The sequence below is a fragment of the Vibrio chagasii genome (assembly GCA_041879415.1).
In the GTDB taxonomy this organism is placed as follows: domain Bacteria; phylum Pseudomonadota; class Gammaproteobacteria; order Enterobacterales; family Vibrionaceae; genus Vibrio.
Genome location: CP090852.1, coordinates 908,993 through 928,057 on the forward strand (window position 1 = coordinate 908,993; position 19,065 = coordinate 928,057).

General features: G+C 46.0%; 13 protein-coding genes. 8 read left to right on the plus strand and 5 right to left on the minus strand.

The window, feature by feature from the left end:
• The first annotated feature begins 193 nt into the window (after nt 1-193).
• The 5 genes from L0991_17905 (at nt 194) to L0991_17925 (ending at nt 7,254) form a co-directional block, all read left to right on the plus strand.
• On the plus strand, nt 194-1,000 hold the full coding sequence (locus L0991_17905) for a 4Fe-4S dicluster domain-containing protein (protein ID XGB65404.1): 807 nt from the start codon (nt 194-196) through the stop codon (nt 998-1,000).
• Nucleotides 997-2,130, plus strand: a complete 1,134-nt coding sequence (gene nrfD, locus L0991_17910) for a polysulfide reductase NrfD (GenBank protein ID XGB65405.1) — start codon at nt 997-999, stop codon at nt 2,128-2,130. The genes L0991_17905 and nrfD overlap by 4 nt, the downstream gene beginning before the upstream one ends.
• Nucleotides 2,131-2,144: 14 nt before the next feature.
• The gene (gene ttrA / locus L0991_17915) at nt 2,145-5,237 is read left to right on the plus strand and encodes a tetrathionate reductase subunit TtrA (protein ID XGB65406.1); all 3,093 of its coding nucleotides are present in this window, start codon (nt 2,145-2,147) and stop codon (nt 5,235-5,237) included.
• 304 nt (nt 5,238-5,541) lie between these two features.
• A complete protein-coding gene (locus L0991_17920) occupies nt 5,542-6,183 on the plus strand; it encodes a c-type cytochrome (protein ID XGB63908.1) in 642 nt (213 codons plus the stop codon).
• A 9-nt stretch (nt 6,184-6,192) separates the two neighbouring features.
• Nucleotides 6,193-7,254 carry a c-type cytochrome gene (locus tag L0991_17925; GenBank protein XGB63909.1) on the plus strand — a complete coding sequence of 354 codons (1,062 nt, stop codon included), beginning with the start codon at nt 6,193-6,195 and terminating at the stop codon, nt 7,252-7,254.
• Nucleotides 7,255-7,411: 157 nt separating this feature from the next.
• Here L0991_17925 and L0991_17930 read toward each other — a convergent pair whose 3' ends face one another.
• Both L0991_17930 and L0991_17935 read right to left on the minus strand, forming a co-directional pair.
• On the minus strand, nt 7,412-8,341 hold the full coding sequence (locus L0991_17930; GenBank protein XGB63910.1) for a LysR family transcriptional regulator: 930 nt from the start codon (nt 8,339-8,341) through the stop codon (nt 7,412-7,414).
• A 27-nt stretch (nt 8,342-8,368) separates the two neighbouring features.
• Nucleotides 8,369-8,809, minus strand: a complete 441-nt coding sequence (locus tag L0991_17935) for an Lrp/AsnC family transcriptional regulator (protein ID XGB63911.1) — start codon at nt 8,807-8,809, stop codon at nt 8,369-8,371.
• 141 nt (nt 8,810-8,950) lie between these two features.
• Between L0991_17935 and L0991_17940 the strand changes: the two genes are divergently transcribed.
• The gene (locus L0991_17940; GenBank protein ID XGB63912.1) at nt 8,951-9,535 is read left to right on the plus strand and encodes a LysE family translocator; all 585 of its coding nucleotides are present in this window, start codon (nt 8,951-8,953) and stop codon (nt 9,533-9,535) included.
• 55 nt (nt 9,536-9,590) lie between these two features.
• Here L0991_17940 and L0991_17945 read toward each other — a convergent pair whose 3' ends face one another.
• Complete coding sequence (locus tag L0991_17945) at nt 9,591-9,980, minus strand: DUF1294 domain-containing protein (GenBank protein ID XGB63913.1); 390 nt, start codon at nt 9,978-9,980, stop codon at nt 9,591-9,593.
• Between the two features lie 157 nt (nt 9,981-10,137).
• Between L0991_17945 and L0991_17950 the strand changes: the two genes are divergently transcribed.
• Together L0991_17950 and pulA are read left to right on the plus strand one after the other, a co-directional pair.
• Nucleotides 10,138-11,910 (plus strand): alpha-amylase family protein, encoded by a 1,773-nt coding sequence (locus tag L0991_17950; GenBank protein ID XGB63914.1) that lies wholly within the window; start codon nt 10,138-10,140, stop codon nt 11,908-11,910.
• Nucleotides 11,911-12,259: 349 nt separating this feature from the next.
• Nucleotides 12,260-15,958: a pullulanase-type alpha-1,6-glucosidase gene (pulA, locus tag L0991_17955; GenBank protein ID XGB63915.1), complete on the plus strand. Its 3,699-nt coding sequence runs from the start codon at nt 12,260-12,262 to the stop codon at nt 15,956-15,958.
• A 477-nt stretch (nt 15,959-16,435) separates the two neighbouring features.
• On the opposite strand, the gene L0991_17960 is transcribed toward pulA, so the two are convergent.
• Nucleotides 16,436-17,263: a MalM family protein gene (locus L0991_17960; protein ID XGB63916.1), complete on the minus strand. Its 828-nt coding sequence runs from the start codon at nt 17,261-17,263 to the stop codon at nt 16,436-16,438.
• 165 nt (nt 17,264-17,428) lie between these two features.
• On the minus strand, nt 17,429-18,667 hold the full coding sequence (lamB, locus tag L0991_17965; protein XGB63917.1) for a maltoporin LamB: 1,239 nt from the start codon (nt 18,665-18,667) through the stop codon (nt 17,429-17,431).
• Between the last annotated feature and the right edge of the window lie 398 nt (nt 18,668-19,065).

Here is a 19,065-nt window from a genome sequence, read left to right on the forward strand (position 1 = left end):
AATCGGGTTACCTATTCAATGATTTCTCAATGCGTTGAAGCACTTTTAAATAAAGCATAACAGCTAGATAGCGAAAACCACATTTGTTCTAGATCAACTTTGATCTGGGAATGTGGAAATCCACAATACCCCGTGTAGGGTCAAAATCTGACAATGAGCTCAACAGAACCAATACCCATTTATAGGTACCAATATGGACTCATTGAAAAGACGGTTTCTCAGCCAGTTCGGCAAAGTTTCCGCTGGTGCTGCGCTCATTCCCATTACCGGAATCAACACCGCAGTTGCCAGTACAGCCATTCGCAACAACAACCAACCAGACCGTAAAGGCGAAGTGGGTAAACGCTACGCCATGGCGATTGATTTGCGTAAATGCGTAGGCTGTCAGGCATGTACTGTTGGCTGTAGCGTTGAAAACCAAGCACCGATTGGCCAGTTCAGAACCACCGTAAAACAGTATGAAGTCTCCCTTAATGATGGTTCAACAGATCAACAAGAGGTGAAGTCATTCATGCTGCCTCGCCTGTGTAACCACTGTGACAACGCACCGTGCATTAAAGTCTGTCCTGTTCAAGCCACCTTCCAACGTGTAGATGGCATTGTCATGGTCGATAACGAACGTTGCGTAGCTTGTGCTTATTGTGTTCAAGCCTGCCCTTACGATGCTCGCTTCATTAACCACGACACACTGACCGCCGACAAATGTACTTTCTGTGCACACCGCCTTGAAGATGGCTTGCTGCCCGCTTGTGTGGAAACCTGTGTCGGCGGCGCACGTGTAATCGGTGACCTTAAAGATCCAAACAGCGAAATCAACCGCCTGCTCAATGAAAATCAAGACGACATCAAGGTGCTTAAGCCAGAACAAAACACCAACCCACATGTTTTCTATATCGGCATGAACGAACGTTTCGTTAGCCATATCGAAGGGCAACCAGCGATCTATGATCCTGCCGCCATTGAGAACTCATCTTCTAGCAAACAAGGAGAAACAGCATGAATATCACCGAGGTGTTAGTTCCCGCTCAAGAGATTGCTTGGCTACCGTGGGCGGTTCAATATTTCTTCTACATTGGTTCAGCCTACGCGGCGGCTATTCTGTTTTTGATTGCCCTGATTTTCAAAAACTCGACCAGTCATCAATTCCGCTCAGCCCTTGTGCTTGTGATGGCCATTGGCGCAATTGTTGGACCATTGGCCCTTACTGGTGACTTACACCAACCTGGACGTGCGTGGCACTTCTACGCACACATCACGCCTTGGTCATGGATGTCACTGGGTTCTCTGTTTCTTCCTTTGTTCTCTGGTCTGGCTGTCGCGACGGCTTGGGTTTACTTGCGTGATGACATCGCACAACTTAAAGAGAATGAAAACCCGCTTCTAAAGCGCTTGTCTTGGTTAACCCTAGGCCAGTGGCAGGTTTCAGCAAAACTAATGATTGTACTCGCTGCTGTGACGGCCATTTCGGGTCTAAGCATCGCGCTCTATACAGGTGCCGAGATTGCAATCTTGGCGAGCCGACCGCTTTGGCATCAACCGGCTTCTCCGCTGCTTTGGTTTACGACTGCCTTTTTTGCTGCAACGGGCTTAACGCTGGTGATTTGGGCTTTGCTGCCTTCAAGCAAGCCAAGCTTAAAACCAACAGACCTTGCTCTGGTACAAAGAGCCATTACCTTAACAGGCGGCCTCGCCATCATTCTTACGTCGATTTGGGCTTCTAACCATGGTCACTTCAACCTTTATGAGGACGACGCTTGGGGCATTAATTTAGGCATCATGACCACCAGCATTTTGTTATGCATGATCTTGGTTCTACCTCTACAACGCTTATCTCAAAGCAAGTTAGGAATTATCTGTGTAGCACTTGCGACCATAGTTTCGGCATGGGCAGTACGCTGGGTAACCATGATGGAAGTTCAAACCATTCCACGTTTTGATGTAGGCGCATTCCCTTATGAACTGCCAATGGGTAGCTCAGGTTTACTTGGCATTGTCGGTATGTGTGGTCTCTGGTTAGCGCTTGCGTTGTTCGCTTCTGAAATCGTGTCTACTGGTTCTGGAACAAAAACAACATCAGCTAAATCAGCTCCAAAAACATCATCACCACTTAACCGCTCACATAGCTTGTAGTCTGAGGAATCATCATGGATAACAAACGTCGTCAATTTTTGAAAACAGGCCTTGCTGCCGGTGGTGTTGGAGCTTTTGCTGCAGGTTATGCGACAACGACAAAACACATGGTTCACGGTGCTATCGATGGCACTGCGGGCAAGAAAACTAAACACATCCATCACGGCAATTCGTTAGAGACGGAATACAGTGTCGATGAACAAGGTAAGATCTCGCCGAATCCAAATCAACGGGTAGCACCATCAATGTGTTTCGGTTGCTGGACACTGTGTAGCTTGCGTGTACGTATCGATAATCGCAATGACGAGATCTTACGTATCTCAGGTAACCCGTACCACCCGCTATCAAGTGATCAGCAAATCCCGTTCAAAACACCGGTAAAAGACGCCTACATTGGCTTGTCTGGAGAATCCGGTATCAATAACCGTTCGACAGCCTGCGCCCGTGGTAACGGCATGTTAGAGATTCAAAACAGCCCATACCGAATCACTCAACCGCTAAAACGTGTTGGTAAGCGTGGTGAAGGCAAGTGGGAACCAATCAGCTACGAGCAGCTAATCTCTGAGATCACTGAAGGGGGTGACTTGTTCGGTGAAGGCGAAGTGGAAGGCTTACGCTCGATTCGCGACATCGAAACACCGCTAGATCCAAACAACCCTGAATACGGACCAAAAGCCAACCAATTACTGGTGACGAATGCCGGTAATGAAGGCCGTGATGATATCTTGAAGCGCTTTGCATTCAACAGTTACGGTACACGTAATTTTGGTCACCACGGCTCTTACTGTGGCTATGCATTCCGGGCAGGTTCTGGTGCGATCATGAATGACTTGGACAAGTTCGCCCACTTAAAACCCGACTTTAACAACGCAGAATTCATTCTGTTCATCGGTATGTCTCCGGCTCAAGCGGGTAACCCGTTTAAGCGCCAAGCACGACAACTGGCTGAGGCTCGTACAAACGGAAAACTGAGCTACACCATAGTAACACCAAGCCTTCCTGCAGGATCGTCAAGCCTTGCAGCGGGTGATCGCAACAACTGGCTTCCGATCAAACCAGGCACCGATTCAGCACTAGTTCTGGGCATGATCCAATGGATCATCGAAAATCAGCGCTACAATCATGATTTCTTGTCTCGCCCGAGCGCACAAGCGATGAAAAAAGCAGGCACTACACACTGGTGTAATGCATCTCACCTAGTGATCAGCGACGAAACGCACCCACAAAATGGACGCATGCTTCGCGCATCGGATATTGGCTTGCTAGAAACAGGTGAACCGATGTCTGACGATGATGCATTTATCGCACTAGATGTGACAACGTCACTATTGGCACCAAATGTTCAGGTCGAAGAGGCGGCGTTATTTGTCGATCAAGACGTAGAAATTGGTGGCCAGCCTGTTCGTGTGAAGTCTTCTCTACAACGATTGAGAGAAGAAGCCTTCAAATATGACCTTGCTTATTACAGCGAGCAGTGTGAAATCCCACAAGATCAGATCATTGCACTGGCGAAACGCTTCACAAGCTACGGGACAAAAGCCGTCGTCGATACTCACGGTGGCAACATGCACACCAATGGCTTCTACAACTCGTTCTCAATTCTGATGCTAAACGCGCTGATCGGTAACATCAACGCGAAAGGTGGGGCGATGGCAAAAGCAGGTGGCTACCCAACTTCTGTTGCAGGCCCACGTTACGACTTTACCAAGTTCAAGGGTAAAACAAAGCCGCAAGGTGTATTCTTGTCTCGCAGCAAGTTCCCGTACCAAAAAACCAGCGAATACAAACGTCGCGTTGCAGCCGGTGAGTCACCCTACCCAACTCGCGCGCCTTGGTACCCAATCTCTGCGCCGCTTTTAACCGAGCATTTATCAGCAGCCATTGATGGCTACCCATATCGCGCCAAAGCGTGGATCAACCACATGGCCAATCCACTCTATGGCGTTCCGGGGCTAGATAACCTATTGGGCGAGAAGCTTAAAGATCCAAAACAGCTTGGTTTGATCGTCTCTATCGATGCCTTCATTAATGAAACCACAGCACTATCAGATTATCTTGTGCCTGACACAGTAACCTACGAGAGTTGGGGGATGGCAACACCGTGGCATGGTGTTGCAACTAAGGCGATCACTGCTCGTTGGCCGATTGTTGAGCCTAAAACCTCACGCACGCAAGACGGACGCGCCATTAATCTAGAGAACTTCTTTATTGATGTCGCGAAAGCGCTCGATCTAGGCGGCTTTGGTGATAATGCAATCAAAGACAGCCAAGGCAATTTGCACGGTATCCACAGTGCAGAAGACTTCTACCTGCGCTCTGCGGCGAACTTAGCATTTGCAAAAGGTGGCGTGCCGAATGTGGAAGCTGATGACATTGTTTGGTCTGGCCTAGAGCGTCTAATGCCTGTGATGAACAAAACGCTTAAGCCGGAGGAAATGCTCAAGGTGGCGTACATCTTTGCACGCGGCGGTCGTTTTGAGGACGCCACCAACGCCTACACCAATGACACCATGAAGTACAAATGGACCAAACCGTTGGCAATATGGAATGAAAAGCTCGGTACTTCTCGCAATACCATCAGTGGCGAGCAGTACATGGGTTGCCCAACGTGGCATCCACAAAAGCTTGCAGACGGCACGCCTTTAGCTGAGCAGTTCCCAACAAAAGAGTGGCCATTCACCCTAACTAACTTTAAGTCCAATGTTCACAGCGCGGTGTCTAACTTGTCACCACGCTTAGAATCTATCAAGGGTGTGAATCCGGTGTACATTCACCCGCAAGACGCCTCTTCAGCGGGCATCAAAACCGGTGACGTATTTACGATAGAAACGCCGAGCGCAACGACAAAAGCGTTGGCGATGGTGATTGATGGCATCAAACCGGGAACACTAGGCTTTGAACATGGCTTTGGCCATAAAGAGCTCGGTGAACGTGCGCACTGGATTGGCGACACACAACAACCAGTGAAGATGAAGTCCAACGATGGCGTTAACATTAATGATATTGGCTTAATTGACCCGACGAGAGAAGGCAAAGGCGTAATGCTAGATTGGGTAGTCGGCGCAGCAGCAAGACAGGCGCTACCTGCGAAGATCTACAAGGTCTAAGTCTCGATAACCTTCGTTCAATTAGAGGTAAGACAGAGCAACTTCATCATTCGGAGTTGCTCTTTTTCAGATACCTCATTCAACTAAAACCATCCTCTAACTATTCTTTTCACCGCTTCCCTTTCAGTTTTCAGCCTTACCTCCCTCAAGCAACTATGCTTACTTCTAAGGTAAAAACAGTCTGATTAAGCCTATTTACGTGAGACTCTCCTCAAGTTCCCAGTGAATTAATGTGGAAATCCACAATAGCGCGAGCAATCAATTATGTCGAAAATGCGTGCATTACAACCAATAGCGACGCCTCATGATTAAGCTGAATATAAAAACTCAAACTCTCACGCTTTGCATCGCTGCTTTAGGAAGCCTTTCTTTATCCGGTTTTGCACAAGCAGCGCCTAACCCAATGCCCGAAGCCGCAGAAACCTGTAGCGGGTGCCATCAAGCTGACGGGAAAGGTATGCCTAACATCGCCCCTATGCTTGCTGGGCTAAATGCTGACTACCTAGAACATCAATTGATTCTATTCTCTAGTGGAGAGCGTCAAAGCGCGATCATGAAAGGCATGGCCGATGGCGTGTCGGATCCTGCTATTCGTCGTGAAGTTGCCGAATACTTTGCCTCACTCCCTTCATACGAATTCACGGACTTAGAACAGCGTGGCTCACAAGCAGATATCGAGAACCCGTATCGCAAGCTTGTATTTCAAGGTGATTGGGACCGAAACATTCCAGCGTGTGCTACCTGCCACGGACCAAGCGGAATGGGCGTAGACAAGTTTCCACGCCTTGCTAGCCAACATGCCGACTACATTCAATCTCAGCTAAACGCATGGAAAAACGGCACTCGCAAGGGTGATGATTTGAACATGATGGGCAACATCGCAGGCAAATTGACCGACGATGAGATCAAAAACCTGTCTTACTACTTCGCATCTTTTCGGTACTAAAGGGCTAGCATGAAAACACTACTTTTAATCACCGCAACCCTTGCCTCTGGACTCGCTTATGCCGACGGTGAATTACCTGATCGCCAAACCGAACTGCCAGCCGTCGAAAAAATGAAAGACAACAAGTACCTAGTACCGCGTGACTTAGTGGATATCCCAGCGGGAGAATTTGGCGACAAAGTAAAATTAGGTTACTCACTGTTTGTTGACTCGCAACAGATGCGTGGCGAATACGTCGGCAACGAACAAAACTGTGTTAACTGCCACATGCAAGCAGGCATGAAGCCCAATGCAGCGCCACTTTGGGGCGCGTACATGGCCTACCCGGCTTATCGCAAGAAAAACGACAAGGTCAACAGCTACGCTGAGCGTATTCAAGGCTGTTTCACCTATTCAATGAACGGAATCGCACCAGCCATAGACTCAAAAGAGCTGGTCGCACTCAGCGCTTACTCCTACTGGTTGGCTATGGGTGGCATCTTAGATAAGAACGGCATGCAAGACACACCCGTCCCTGAGATCAGCGATGAAGAGTTACAAGTCGGTGGTAAAGCAGAAAGCTTCCCTCTTCCTGAAGATCTGTTAAGCAAATACCCAATCGATGACAGAAGCAAATTGGCTGGCCGTGGCTACCCTAAGATCGCTAACCCTGAACAAGAACCTTCTATCGCACGTGGCGAGAAGGTTTACCAAACCAGCTGTCAAACTTGTCATGGTCAAAATGGTGAAGGCATTAAAGGAGCTGATGGTCGCTCTTACTTCCCACCGCTGTGGGGCGAAAACGCGTTTAACTGGGGCGCAGGAATGCACCGTATAAACACAGCGGCTTATTTCATTTACGAAAACATGCCACTTGGTAAGAGCCAGCAGCTTTCAGTTCAAGATGCATGGGATGTAGCCGCGTTTGTGAATAGCCATGAGCGCCCACAAGATCCGAGGTACAAGGGCGATGTGGCTGCAAATGCAGAACGCTACCACAACCATCAAGGCTACTATGGCAAAGAAGTGGATGGCCACGTGCTAGGTACAAGAGCTCACCCAAGTGGTAAAGAGGTGATTCACAATCACTAACTTCGATTAAAGAAGCACTCTTTGTGAGAAAAAGAGCCGCTCACGCCAACTATAGCTGAACTTTACATTGTAAATTAGTGAGCAGTAGAAAAGTGAAAAGAAGCCAGAACGAGTGACGTTCTGGCTTCTTTTTTTATTTGATATGGCAGAGAAACCGTTAATCTTGCTGCATTTTCTCCCAAATCGTTGGCGACCCAATATAATCTTGCACTGAGGTGATGAACTCTTTCACTAACTTGGTCTGCTTACGGTGCGGGTAGACAGCGTAAATGGCAGTATCCGCTGTTGAGATAGCGTAATCAGGAAGCAGTGTCACTAAGCCCAACTCTTTCATCGAGGCGTACAGATTTGATTGATCAAGAAAGCCATAACCTAAGCCATCTTTGACACAAGACACCATAGTACGAACATCACTCACCTTGTAGTTACCTCGAATCGTCAGGCTCTGGAAAGTGTTGCCATGCGGCTCTTCACTGATTCGCAGATGATCAACGGTCATATCACCATTGGTATAAATCACGGCAGGCAGACTCAACAGATCTTGTGGCGTTTTCGGCTCACCGTGCTGCTTCACAAAGTCATTCGAGGCGACCAGCATGAAGTTACTGTCAGCTATCTTCTTCGCAATTAAATTCGATTCCACCAACTTACTGAAACGAAAGGCAATATCGAACTGCCCTGCAATAATATTGGCGATCTTGTCATCTAGTGAAAGTACGATCTGAACATCCGGGTACTTTCTCATAAACTGAGTGATGATAGGTTGCAGATATTGCTGACCAAAATAGATCGGCGACGTAATTCGCAGCACGCCTTTAGGCTCAGACTGATACGAATCAGCGATGCCTTGAATCTGATTGATGGTGTCTTTCAACACATAGGTTTGTGCGAGAATATCTTCCCCTGCTGACGTCAAAGAAAACGAACGAGTAGAACGGTTGAGTAGCTGAACACCCAAGTCTTGCTCAAGCTTTTTGATCTGTTTAGAGAGTGATGAATTGTCCATGTCGTGCAAAGTTGCCGCTTTGGTAAACGACCCTTGTTGCACCACATCTAAGAACAATAACAACTGATTGGTATTGGGCACTGTGCCGCTCCTGATATTTAAGCTCGATTAACGTTCATCTTTAGGAGTGTCCATCACCACCATGGTTGTGATTGATTGAACCTGAGCGCACTCCCCTAGCACATCGGCATGAAACTTTTTATAGCTCGGTAAGTCTTTAGTCTCGACTCGCAATAAGTACTCATTGGCACCGGTGATGTTGTGACACTCGACCACCTCTTTCTCCATGGCGACGTGCTCCTCAAACTCCAATTGAGCAGATTTTTTGTGGCTTGATAAACCAATCGAAACATAGGCGATAAAACCCACGCCCATTAAGCCGTTATCTAGAACCGCACGATAACCTTGAATGATGCCTTTGCGCTCAAGATCTTGTACACGCCTTAACGTCGCTGAGGCCGACAAGCCAATTCGCTCTGAGAGCTCAATGTTGGAGATTCTGCCGTCCAACTTAAGCTCTTGCAATATCCTTTCGTCAAATCTATCCATAAGTACTTATTATTGTGCATTTAGTGATAATAGAGGAAATAAAAGCACATAATTGCCTCACTTTCCACCTACTATGTTTCTCAACACGTGAAAGTCATGACCGGTCAGTCACTTCGTTCATTTTATTGCTGGAGAACCATTATGCCTTTAGAACAACTTAGCGCACTTGCCTTGTTTGCGTTTGTCTCGACCTTCACGCCGGGTCCAAATAACATCATGCTCATGACTTCTGGTGCCAATGTTGGCTTTGCCCGCACCATTCCACACATGCTTGGTATTGCTCTAGGTTTTGCGGCTATGTTGCTGTTGGTTGGCTTTGGTTTAATGGGGGTTTTCAACGCCTATCCAGTAACCCACCAAGTATTGAAATACCTGAGTCTTGCGTACTTGGTGTACCTCGCAATTAAAATAGCCAAGAGTGGAAAAGCGAAAAGCACCGAAGCTTATAAACCGATGACCTTCATTGGCGCAGCAAGTTTTCAATGGGTAAACCCGAAAGGTTGGTCAATGGCACTGACAGCCATTTCTGTATATAGCAGCGGCAGTTCATGGTGGGAGCTTGCAATAATCGCAGCCATTTTTACGCTAGCTAACCTGCCATCGGTAACCTTCTGGACAGCAGCAGGCAAGCAGCTACAACACTGGCTAACAACGCCAGTCCGTATCAAAAGCTTTAACTATGGTATGGCGGGCTTGCTGTTAGCGTCGACCATTCCGATGCTCTAATCGAATAACTTCTATATTTTAACGGTTAGTACTCTGCTGCTAACCGTTATTCTCGTTAAAAGTAACCCACAAGCTCACCAAGCCAACGACCAAACATTGCCTGCCCGCTCGGCGTTAACGTCCAGGCAAACGCCGCTACATTGATGACCACTGTGAACCAATAAATCGCTCTGAACGGCTGCTTTTGTGTTTTATGACGCAGCTTATCTTGTGCGATCAAAGCTCCTAACCAACCACCAACTACCGAAAAGATGTGCAGGGCTTTCTCTGGCACGCGCCAATTACCATTAATCGCGGCTCGCTTGTCTTTTGCGTACACAAAAAACGTCACGACACCGATAACTAAATACCACGCCAGCATTACTTTAGAACTTTCCGCAAACAACGCAGACACCGCCACCAGAACCAAATAAGTGATAGCGATTTGAATAGATGAAGACAACATCAACTCCTTTTGGGTAACAGCTCACATACTGTGGCAATTACGCCCTGTAGATTTTGATTAGGATGAGTAAGGCGTATTGTAATTCGGTTAGCCTGCAAAAAATAAACAAGCCCTTTCATCCCTACATAACATGATGGAAGTTAAAGGAATTATAAATATGTACAACCAAAAGTACGCCATCTACCAAGTTTTTACGCGTTTATTTGGCAATAAAAACACCCAACATGTCCCGTGGGGCACCATTGAACAAAATGGCGTTGGTAAATTCAGTGATTTTACCGACAAAGCACTGTCTGAAATTCGCAAGCTTGGAATGACTCACATTTGGTATACCGGAGTTCCTCACCACGCTTTAATCAATGACTACAAATACATCGGTATTTCAGACGATCACCCGAGCGTGGTAAAAGGCCGTGCGGGCTCTCCGTATGCCGTAAAAGATTACTACTCAGTTAACCCTGATCTCGCTGATAATCCCGAGCACAGACTAGAGGAATTTGAGGCGCTAATTAAAAGAAGCCACGACCACGGCTTAAAGGTGATCATCGATATCGTCCCTAATCATGTAGCACGTCATTACAAAGGGCTAAACAACCCACAAGGCGTCAGTGACTTTGGCGCTCACGATGACACTACACTCGAATACCACAGAAACAATAACTTCTACTACATCCCTAACAGCGCCTTTGAACTGCCAAATATCGAGATCGATTTCACTCCGCTTGGTGGTGAACAACACCTAGCCCTAAGCTCTCCGTTTATCGAAATACCCGCTAAATGGACTGGTAATGGCTCACGCCTAGCTAAACCCAACTTCGATGATTGGTATGAAACCGTGAAGATCAATTATGGTGTACGCCCTGATGGTTCAAAGTACTTTCCTGAATTGCCGAGTGACTATGCTCAACGTGATTACCGAGATCACTTCGATTTCTGGAAATCTATCGATGTGCCTAACTCTTGGGTTAAGTTCCGAGACATCGCCTTGTTCTGGTTAGATAAAGGCGTCGATGGGTTTCGTTACGATATGGCGGAAATGGTACCAGTCGAGTTTTGGAGCTATCTCAACTCGTCAATAAAGATGCAAAATCCCAATACCTTTCTAATGGCAGAAGTTTATCAACCAGACTTATACCGCGACTACATTCACTTAGGCAAAATGGACTATCTATACGACAAAGTGGACCTATACGATGGGCTCAAAGCCGTTATGCAGGGCAAAGCTTCAGCAGCCATCATTCCCGAGATTCAGCATCAAATGATGGACATAGAACACCACATGCTGCACTTCTTGGATAACCATGATGAACAGCGCATCGCGTCTCCTGAATTTGTAGGTGACCCCAATATCGCAAAACCTGCAATGCTCGTCAGCGCCTTATTGAGCAGTTCACCAACGATGATTTACTTCGGACAAGAAGTCGGTGAACCAGGCGCGGAGAACGCAGGCTTTGGACAACCCTCACGTACATCCATCTTCGATTACATCGGTGTCCCACAGCATCAAAAGTGGATGAACCACGGCGCATTCGATGGCGGGCTATTAAACGACAGCGAAAAGCAGCTGCGTCACTTTTATCAAAAGGTGATGAACTTTTCTCTTGAGCACTCTTCAATGACTGGGTATTACCGAGATTTACACCAAAGCAATAATTTGAGTGATTCGGTTTACGCATTTCTACGCTATGACGACCAAGAGCTAATAATAGTTGCTGTGAATTTCAGCCAGCACACTACAGAGCGTGTTTGCTTGGTTATTCCACGTGATGTAATCCAAGCAATCAAAATTACGGATGGCAGTTACTTGCTTAATGAACATATCGAATCTATTCAGTCACAAGAATTACGTGTGGAGGAAGGGGTTGGCTGCTGCAATATTGAATTAAAAACGCTGGCATCGTTGGTTTGGGTATTACCATTAAATAATTAACACCCTTGTCGACATTATATAGAAAGAAAAATAACGGCTAATTGACAATTAACTTAATTCCCAAGTTAAATTAACAGCCGAACATTTCGATACCTTCCTCACATTTATAAGGATGAGCTCTCATCCTTATTCTCTACGCCTGGCCGCTACGCCCTATCCTATTGATATTAACATATGAGTTCTTGGTCCAAGTAAATTTACATAAACCAAGTACAAATCGTGATATCGACACTAGGTTTCTTATTTTTACTTATTAAAAATAACTTTACATATAGACATCACAAATAGTTGACCACCGTTAAGACTAGGATATTCATCTTCATAAAAAGTGAAATATGGATATCGAAACGTGAACAATATAAATATTAATCAATGTTTAACTCTACGAAATACCTTTAACAATACAAATAAAAGAAGCTTCAAGAAATCAACCTTAACAAAAGCGATTTTACCTCTTTTAACCGCTACTTTAATCGCAGGTTGTGGCAGTGATAATAACAGCGACAACGGTACTGACACTGGCAGCAGTGGTCTATACCCTGCAGCAGAAAACGAAGTGGTTATCTACTACAAACGTGATGTTGCCGCAGCGAGCACTTCTGGGTCGACTTATGACGGCTGGGGACTGCACCTGTGGAATGGCGAAGGCTGTACCAGTACCGATTTAGTCGGCATGGGGTTGAGTGAGACAGGAACCGATTGGAACAGCCCTTACGAATACGACGGCATTAGCGATACCTACGGCGCCTACTATGTATTGAAAGTGGATCCCGATGCCGCTGACCCGCACAAATGTATGAACTTCATCTTACACAATGGTGATGAAAAAGCCTTTGGCAGCGCGAACTCAAAAGTTGAGCTAGATAAACTCGGTGAATCTCAAGGTGTGTTTGGTTTCCATGGCAGCAGCGAATTGTACTACGAGCCTATCTCAGAACGACCAGTGAATATTGATGGTCAAAAAGCACATTGGCTTGATGCAACGACCATAGGTTGGGAAGCGGCCAGCAATGCAGATTCTTTAAAACTCTTCTATGCATTGGATAACAGCATCTCAATGAATGATGACAAAGAGATCATTGGTGGTACTGAGATTGAGCTAGTAAAAGATGGCGAACTATCCTCAGAACTCAAAGAACGTTTCCGTCACTTAGCCAGTTTACCTGCGGTCGCAATTGACGTGGATAACAGCACGCTACGCACCATTTTAAAATCTCAGATCGTTGTCGTAGCTTACAATGCCGATGGCGATGTTATCTCTTCAACCGAGGTTCAAAAGCCTGGTGTGCTTGATGCGGTGTTTGCTAGCGAAGATGCAGGTAATGCCATCAGTGAACCATTGGGGGCGCTAGTAGATGGTGACTCTGCAACCTTTAAACTTTGGGCTCCTACTGCGCAAGATGTTGAACTCGTTCTATACAGCGAAGACCTACAAAGCTCACAAGTCATACCGATGACAGAGAACACTGATACGGGGATTTGGGCGACAGAAGCAGTGTCAAACGCAGTGAACCAATACTACCGTTACCAAGTGAAGGTTTACCACCCAACCACTGGCAAAATAGAAAATCGCCTTGTGACAGACCCTTACTCTCTCAGCTTGTCGAAGAACTCGGCATACTCTCAAGTCATTGACCTTGATGATGCATCCTTGATGCCTGATGGCTGGACCGGCTACGTTCGTCCTACCGTCGAGAAAGACGAAGACCACGTTCTCTACGAATCACATCTACGTGATTTTAGTTTCAGCGACAAGTTAGGCACTGCAAGCCTGAACGGAAAATACCTTGCACTTACGGAAGCGGATCGTGAGTCAGTCAAACACCTTCAAGCTCTGAAAGATGCAGGTTTGACGACTCTGCATATCTTGCCAGCTTTCGATATTGCTACCGTTGATGAAGATGAAGCAAGCCGCATCGATATCACCGATACCGTTGGGAAGCTGTGTGATGTAAAACCCGCCGCTGCCTTATGTGGTAATGAAGATGAAAACCGAACGATTGAAGATGTGCTCGACGGCTATGACCCTTCAACAGGCGACGCACAAGCATTAATGAACGACTTAAGAATGCTCGACAGCTTCAACTGGGGTTACGACCCATTCCATTACACCGTGCCTGAGGGAAGCTACGCGACGGATCCAAACGGATCTAAGCGTATTCTAGAGTTCCGTCAAATGGTTAAGGCCACGCACGACATGGATCTTAAGCTGATCATGGACGTGGTATACAACCACACCAATGCATCTGGCGTGAATGATAAATCCGTACTGGATAAGATCGTCCCTGGGTATTACCACCGACTTAATGTGAATACTGGCGGCGTGGAAAACTCAACCTGTTGTGACAACACTGCGACAGAAAACCTAATGATGGGTAAGTTAATGGTCGACTCGCTCAAGGTGTGGGCTGATGATTACAAGATCGACGGTTTCCGTTTTGACTTAATGGGCCACCAGCCAAAAGACGTGATGGTCGAAGCGCTGGAAGAAGTGCGTAAAATTGCCCCGAATACCCTGTTCTACGGGGAAGGTTGGGACTTTGGTGAAGTCGCCAACAACGCTCGCTTCGACCAAGCAAACCAAATCAACATGGCAGGCACAGAAATCGGCACATTCTCAGACCGTTTGCGTGATGCTGTTCGTGGTGGTAGCCCGTTCGATGGCGGTGTTGACTCAGAAGGGAATCACCCGCTTCGCTTTAATCAAGGCTTTGGTAACGCAGCTATCGCCAATGAAGAAACCAAGACAGATCAAGACTCCATCAATGGTCGCTTACATAACCAAGATCTTGTTCGCTTAGGGATGGCAGGTAACCTCGCTGAATACGTACTGATTGATTACAAAGGCGTTACCAAACTGGGTAAAAACGTCGACTACAATGGCGCACCTGCGGGTTACACCAAGATGCCTTCAGAGAACATCTCTTACGTATCAAAACACGACAACCAAACACTTTGGGACAACAACGCATACAAAATTGCAACTGGCACTAGTTCGGCAGAGCGTGCTCGTATGCAGTCAGTATCTATCTCTACTGTGATGTTGGGCCAAGGCATACCATTCATCCATATGGGTTCAGAACTGCTGCGCTCGAAGTCTATGCAGCGTGACTCTTACGATTCTGGTGACTGGTACAACCGTGTTTTCTTCGATGGGTCTGACAGCAACTGGAATGTCGGCTTGCCTCGTGAGGACAAAGACGGAGCAAACTGGGATCTGATCAAAACCATCATTGCTGATCCAACGGCAAAACCAGACGCAGACGACATCGAGTTAACTAAGCAGCAATTCCTAGAGCTATTAAAGATCCGTAGCTCAAGTGAGCTTTTCCGCTTAGATACAGCTGACGAAGTCATGAAGCGAGTCGATTTCCGTAACGTTGGCGAAGACCAAGTCGCAGGCTTAATCGTGATGTCTATCGATGATGGTGTATCCGCAGGCGAAGACCTTGATCCCGCTAATGACGCCATTGTCGCAGTTGTAAACTCAACCAATGAGTCTCAAACGTTCAAGATCGCCGGAGCGACAAGTTTTACTCTTCATGACGTTCAACAAAACTCAGCGGATGACATAGTGAAAGGCGCGAGCTTTGCTAATGAATCATTCACAGTTCCAGCACTAACAACAGCTGTGTTTGTACAAGCACAAAACGGTGCGCAAGGCGCTGGTTTGCCAGTTGATAACTCAGGCAAGGATGTATCTAGCATTCCTCCATACGGTCAAACAACCGTGTACGTGCGTGGTGATATGAATGGTTGGAATCCTGTTGATGATTGGGCGATGAGCTTTGTTGCTAATGGGGTTTATTCTGTAACAGGCAACTTAGACGCGGGGAGCTATGGCTTCAAGTTTGCGGATGCTGATTGGAAGGCACCTAACTTTGGTTGCGATTCTGTAGAATTTGCTGATGGGTCAATCGACCTAGGAACTGGTGGCAACTGCCAACTAAACGTGACTGAAGCTGGAACCTACACATTCACCTTGAATGCGATTCACGAGCTGGATGACAATGTAGATAAAGCAGTAGTATCGGTCACCAAGAATTAAGCGCAAAGCTTAGGTTCGAATCACAGATAATAAAACCAGCGAAAGCTAGCCTTTGGGAGACGTCAGTCTCCCTTTTTTGTGTCTCCAACAAACTCCAACCTAAATATGCCTTCTCTACTATCCGTGAGCCACATTCAACTTCAATGATGAACTCACTTCTTGCGTTCTAGATAGAACAGTTCTTCTTCATCTGTACTGCAGCCCGAATAATCGTAAGTCACTGTATTTGATTTAAGTATATTAAGTGGAGAAAAGAGAGGCTCTGTGTAGGATAAAGCTATTTACTCCAAAGAATATTACACCACTAAGGATCGTATTTAATAAAATCGACGGCTTATGAGATTCGACAGCATTCATAAACTCGCTTGTTTCGAGCTAATTGATTTCAACCAATGTGAATATTTCATTTATAGCTAGCAATAAAAAAGGACCCTACTAGGGTCCCTTCTCTTAAAACAGACTTTGTAATTGTATCAGTTACTTTTTATTAACTGCTTTTACAAAGACTTCTTGTGCGCCTTCAATACCTAGTGCTTTCGCTTCGTCTAATAGACCCAAAGCTTTTGGAATATTGTCTGCTTCGACAGCGGCTTTAATCGCATTGTGATAGTAAGTTTGCGTCTCTGGTTGAATTGTTTCAACCTTCGTGGCTGCCGCTGGCTTAGCGTTAGATTCACTGCTTGAACCGAACGAGAAGAAACCAACTCGATCAATAGCGACTTCGATTTTACCAACGTTTGAGTTTGGAACTGGAATATCTTTTACTTCTGGTAGGTAGTTACCACGGCCTTCCGCGTCTAAACGAGCAGGGTGAATAACATCAGTAAAACCATCAAGGTCTTCTTGCTCTGTGTAGATAACTAAGTAAACAGACTCAGCCGTTGTCGGAGGGTAAAAATCGTTTTCTGCGACAAGGCGGTTGCCCAAATGCAGCCTAGGCTTCGCATATTCGAAGCTATCTTTACCGTAACGCTCTAACTCACGACCGTTTTTATCAAAAATAACCGCGTTAGGAACAAACGCGGTGTCGCCGATCATACTGGTGATCTTAATAGAGTATTCACCACGATCCGCTGGTAGCTCGATCGCTACTACAGGGCTGTTTATACCCTGATAGTTCAAAATTTGGCTGTCTGGTGTTACATCGAAAATTGCCGAGCTCGGAAGCTTCATCGGGGCAAATTGAAGACTTGCAAGAGAGTTAACTTGTTCAGCTTGTGCCACTTGCACCTGCTCTACAACTTGTGCAGATTGACAACCGGCCAACGCAACACAGCCACTCAACATTAGAGCTTTAAAATACATAACTCTTCCTTCTTGTTATTTTTTTAAGAAATTTACTAACTTTAATTACCACAAAGAAAACTATTCACCTAGGGAACGATCCACTTAATCGTACATTCCTTAAAAAAATAGCCGACGCGAGCCGGCTATGAATTAGGACAGTTTAGGATTGGTTAAGCTAAGTGTTTACCACCAAGCTTCAGCTTGGATACCGAATACATATTCTGTATCGTCGCCGTTGAATGCATCTTTGTTTTCAGTATCTAGGATGTAAGAGCCGTAAACGCGGATTTCAGGACGAGCCCAGAAGCTGTCACCCATAGCCCAAGCTTGAGCTACTGTGAATTTAGCGTTGCCGAAGTCTTCTTTCGCTAGACCACCGTCAGCAATGCGCTCACCAGCGTTGTAGCCAGCTTCAAATACTGTGCGCATTGTGTCGTTCCACTTGTACATTGGACGAACTACAGCAGAGTACTGGTCGATGTCAAAAGTTTTGCCTGTCGCTTTATTAGAGTCGTCACCGTCGCCACCAATTTGACCACCGATATCGCTACCTGCTAGGTAAGCTAGTTGGTGACCCATTTCCCAAGATTCGCCAAGGTTCATTACACCCCAGTTAATTAGACGGAAACCAGATGCTTCGTTGAATGCTTCAGTTCCACGTGCGTAGTAAGAACCAGAACCCCAGAAGTTTGCAGCTTGTACGCCGTAACCGTTAGTACCGTACTGAAGTACTGTTTGGTGGAAACCGTTGCTCGTTCCTTGATGTACAATTGCAGAAGCTAGTAGGCCGTCGTCAGCAGACTCGCTTGCGTTATCTGAATCAGTTGCGAAGTTGTACGCTAGTGCTAATTCTAGAGATGCATCTTGCCATAGGCCGATGTTCGCTAGACGAGCATCAAAGATGTAGCCAGTTGAATCATCAGTCGCGCCATCTTGGATTAATGCAACAGATAGTTTTTGGTCACCGATTGAGATGTTTTCAACACCACCACCAGTACCAGATGTGTTTAGGAAGTAGAAGTCAGTGATGTGGATATCTTTACGTTGGTAGTATGTTTTACCAGCCCAAAGAGTCGCTTCTTGGTCGAAAGATAGAACGCCTTTCGCTTTAACTGCGAACTGAGCAACGTTAAAATCAGAATCTTCCCAACCATTTGCGCCTGGAGCACCAGAAGCAATCATTGACTCAACGCGCCAAGTTTGCTCACCAGTTTTTAGTTCTTCAGCCAAACCAAACTCAGAGTAGTTGTCATTTTCGTTACCTAGACGACCAATACCGTTTTTGTTAACTGAGATATCACCATTACCGTTGCCGCTGATACCAGTACCAGCACGCATGTAACCATTAAAGTCAACAGCGAACGCAGAGCCAGCAGCTAGCGTAGTCGCCACTGCAGCAGCAATCAAACTTACTTTTTTCATTCTTAACTCCATTAAGGACGATTTATTTTAGGTTTTTATATTTTGCTCTCTTGCGGCAACCAAAGGCAGTTATGGTAGTCGTAAGATAGAGAGGTTTAGGGTTTCCCCTGATTCGTTTCAACGGGGTCAATATTAAGAGGGGATGACAAGTTTGACTTCCTCCACCCCCAACTAAATTAAGGGGGACTAGAGGGGAGTAGAAAATATACAGAATGGTGTTTTAAAGAGGTAGATCACTTAATCTAGGAGGAGTAGACAGCACGAAGATCTAATTATTCAGCATAAGTGAGATCTACTTCAAATATATAATTTGAACTTCATCGATCAATTATTTTTTTAACCGTAATTAATCTGTGAAGATGCTTGACCTTACTGTGACAAAGCCTTTTACTAATAGT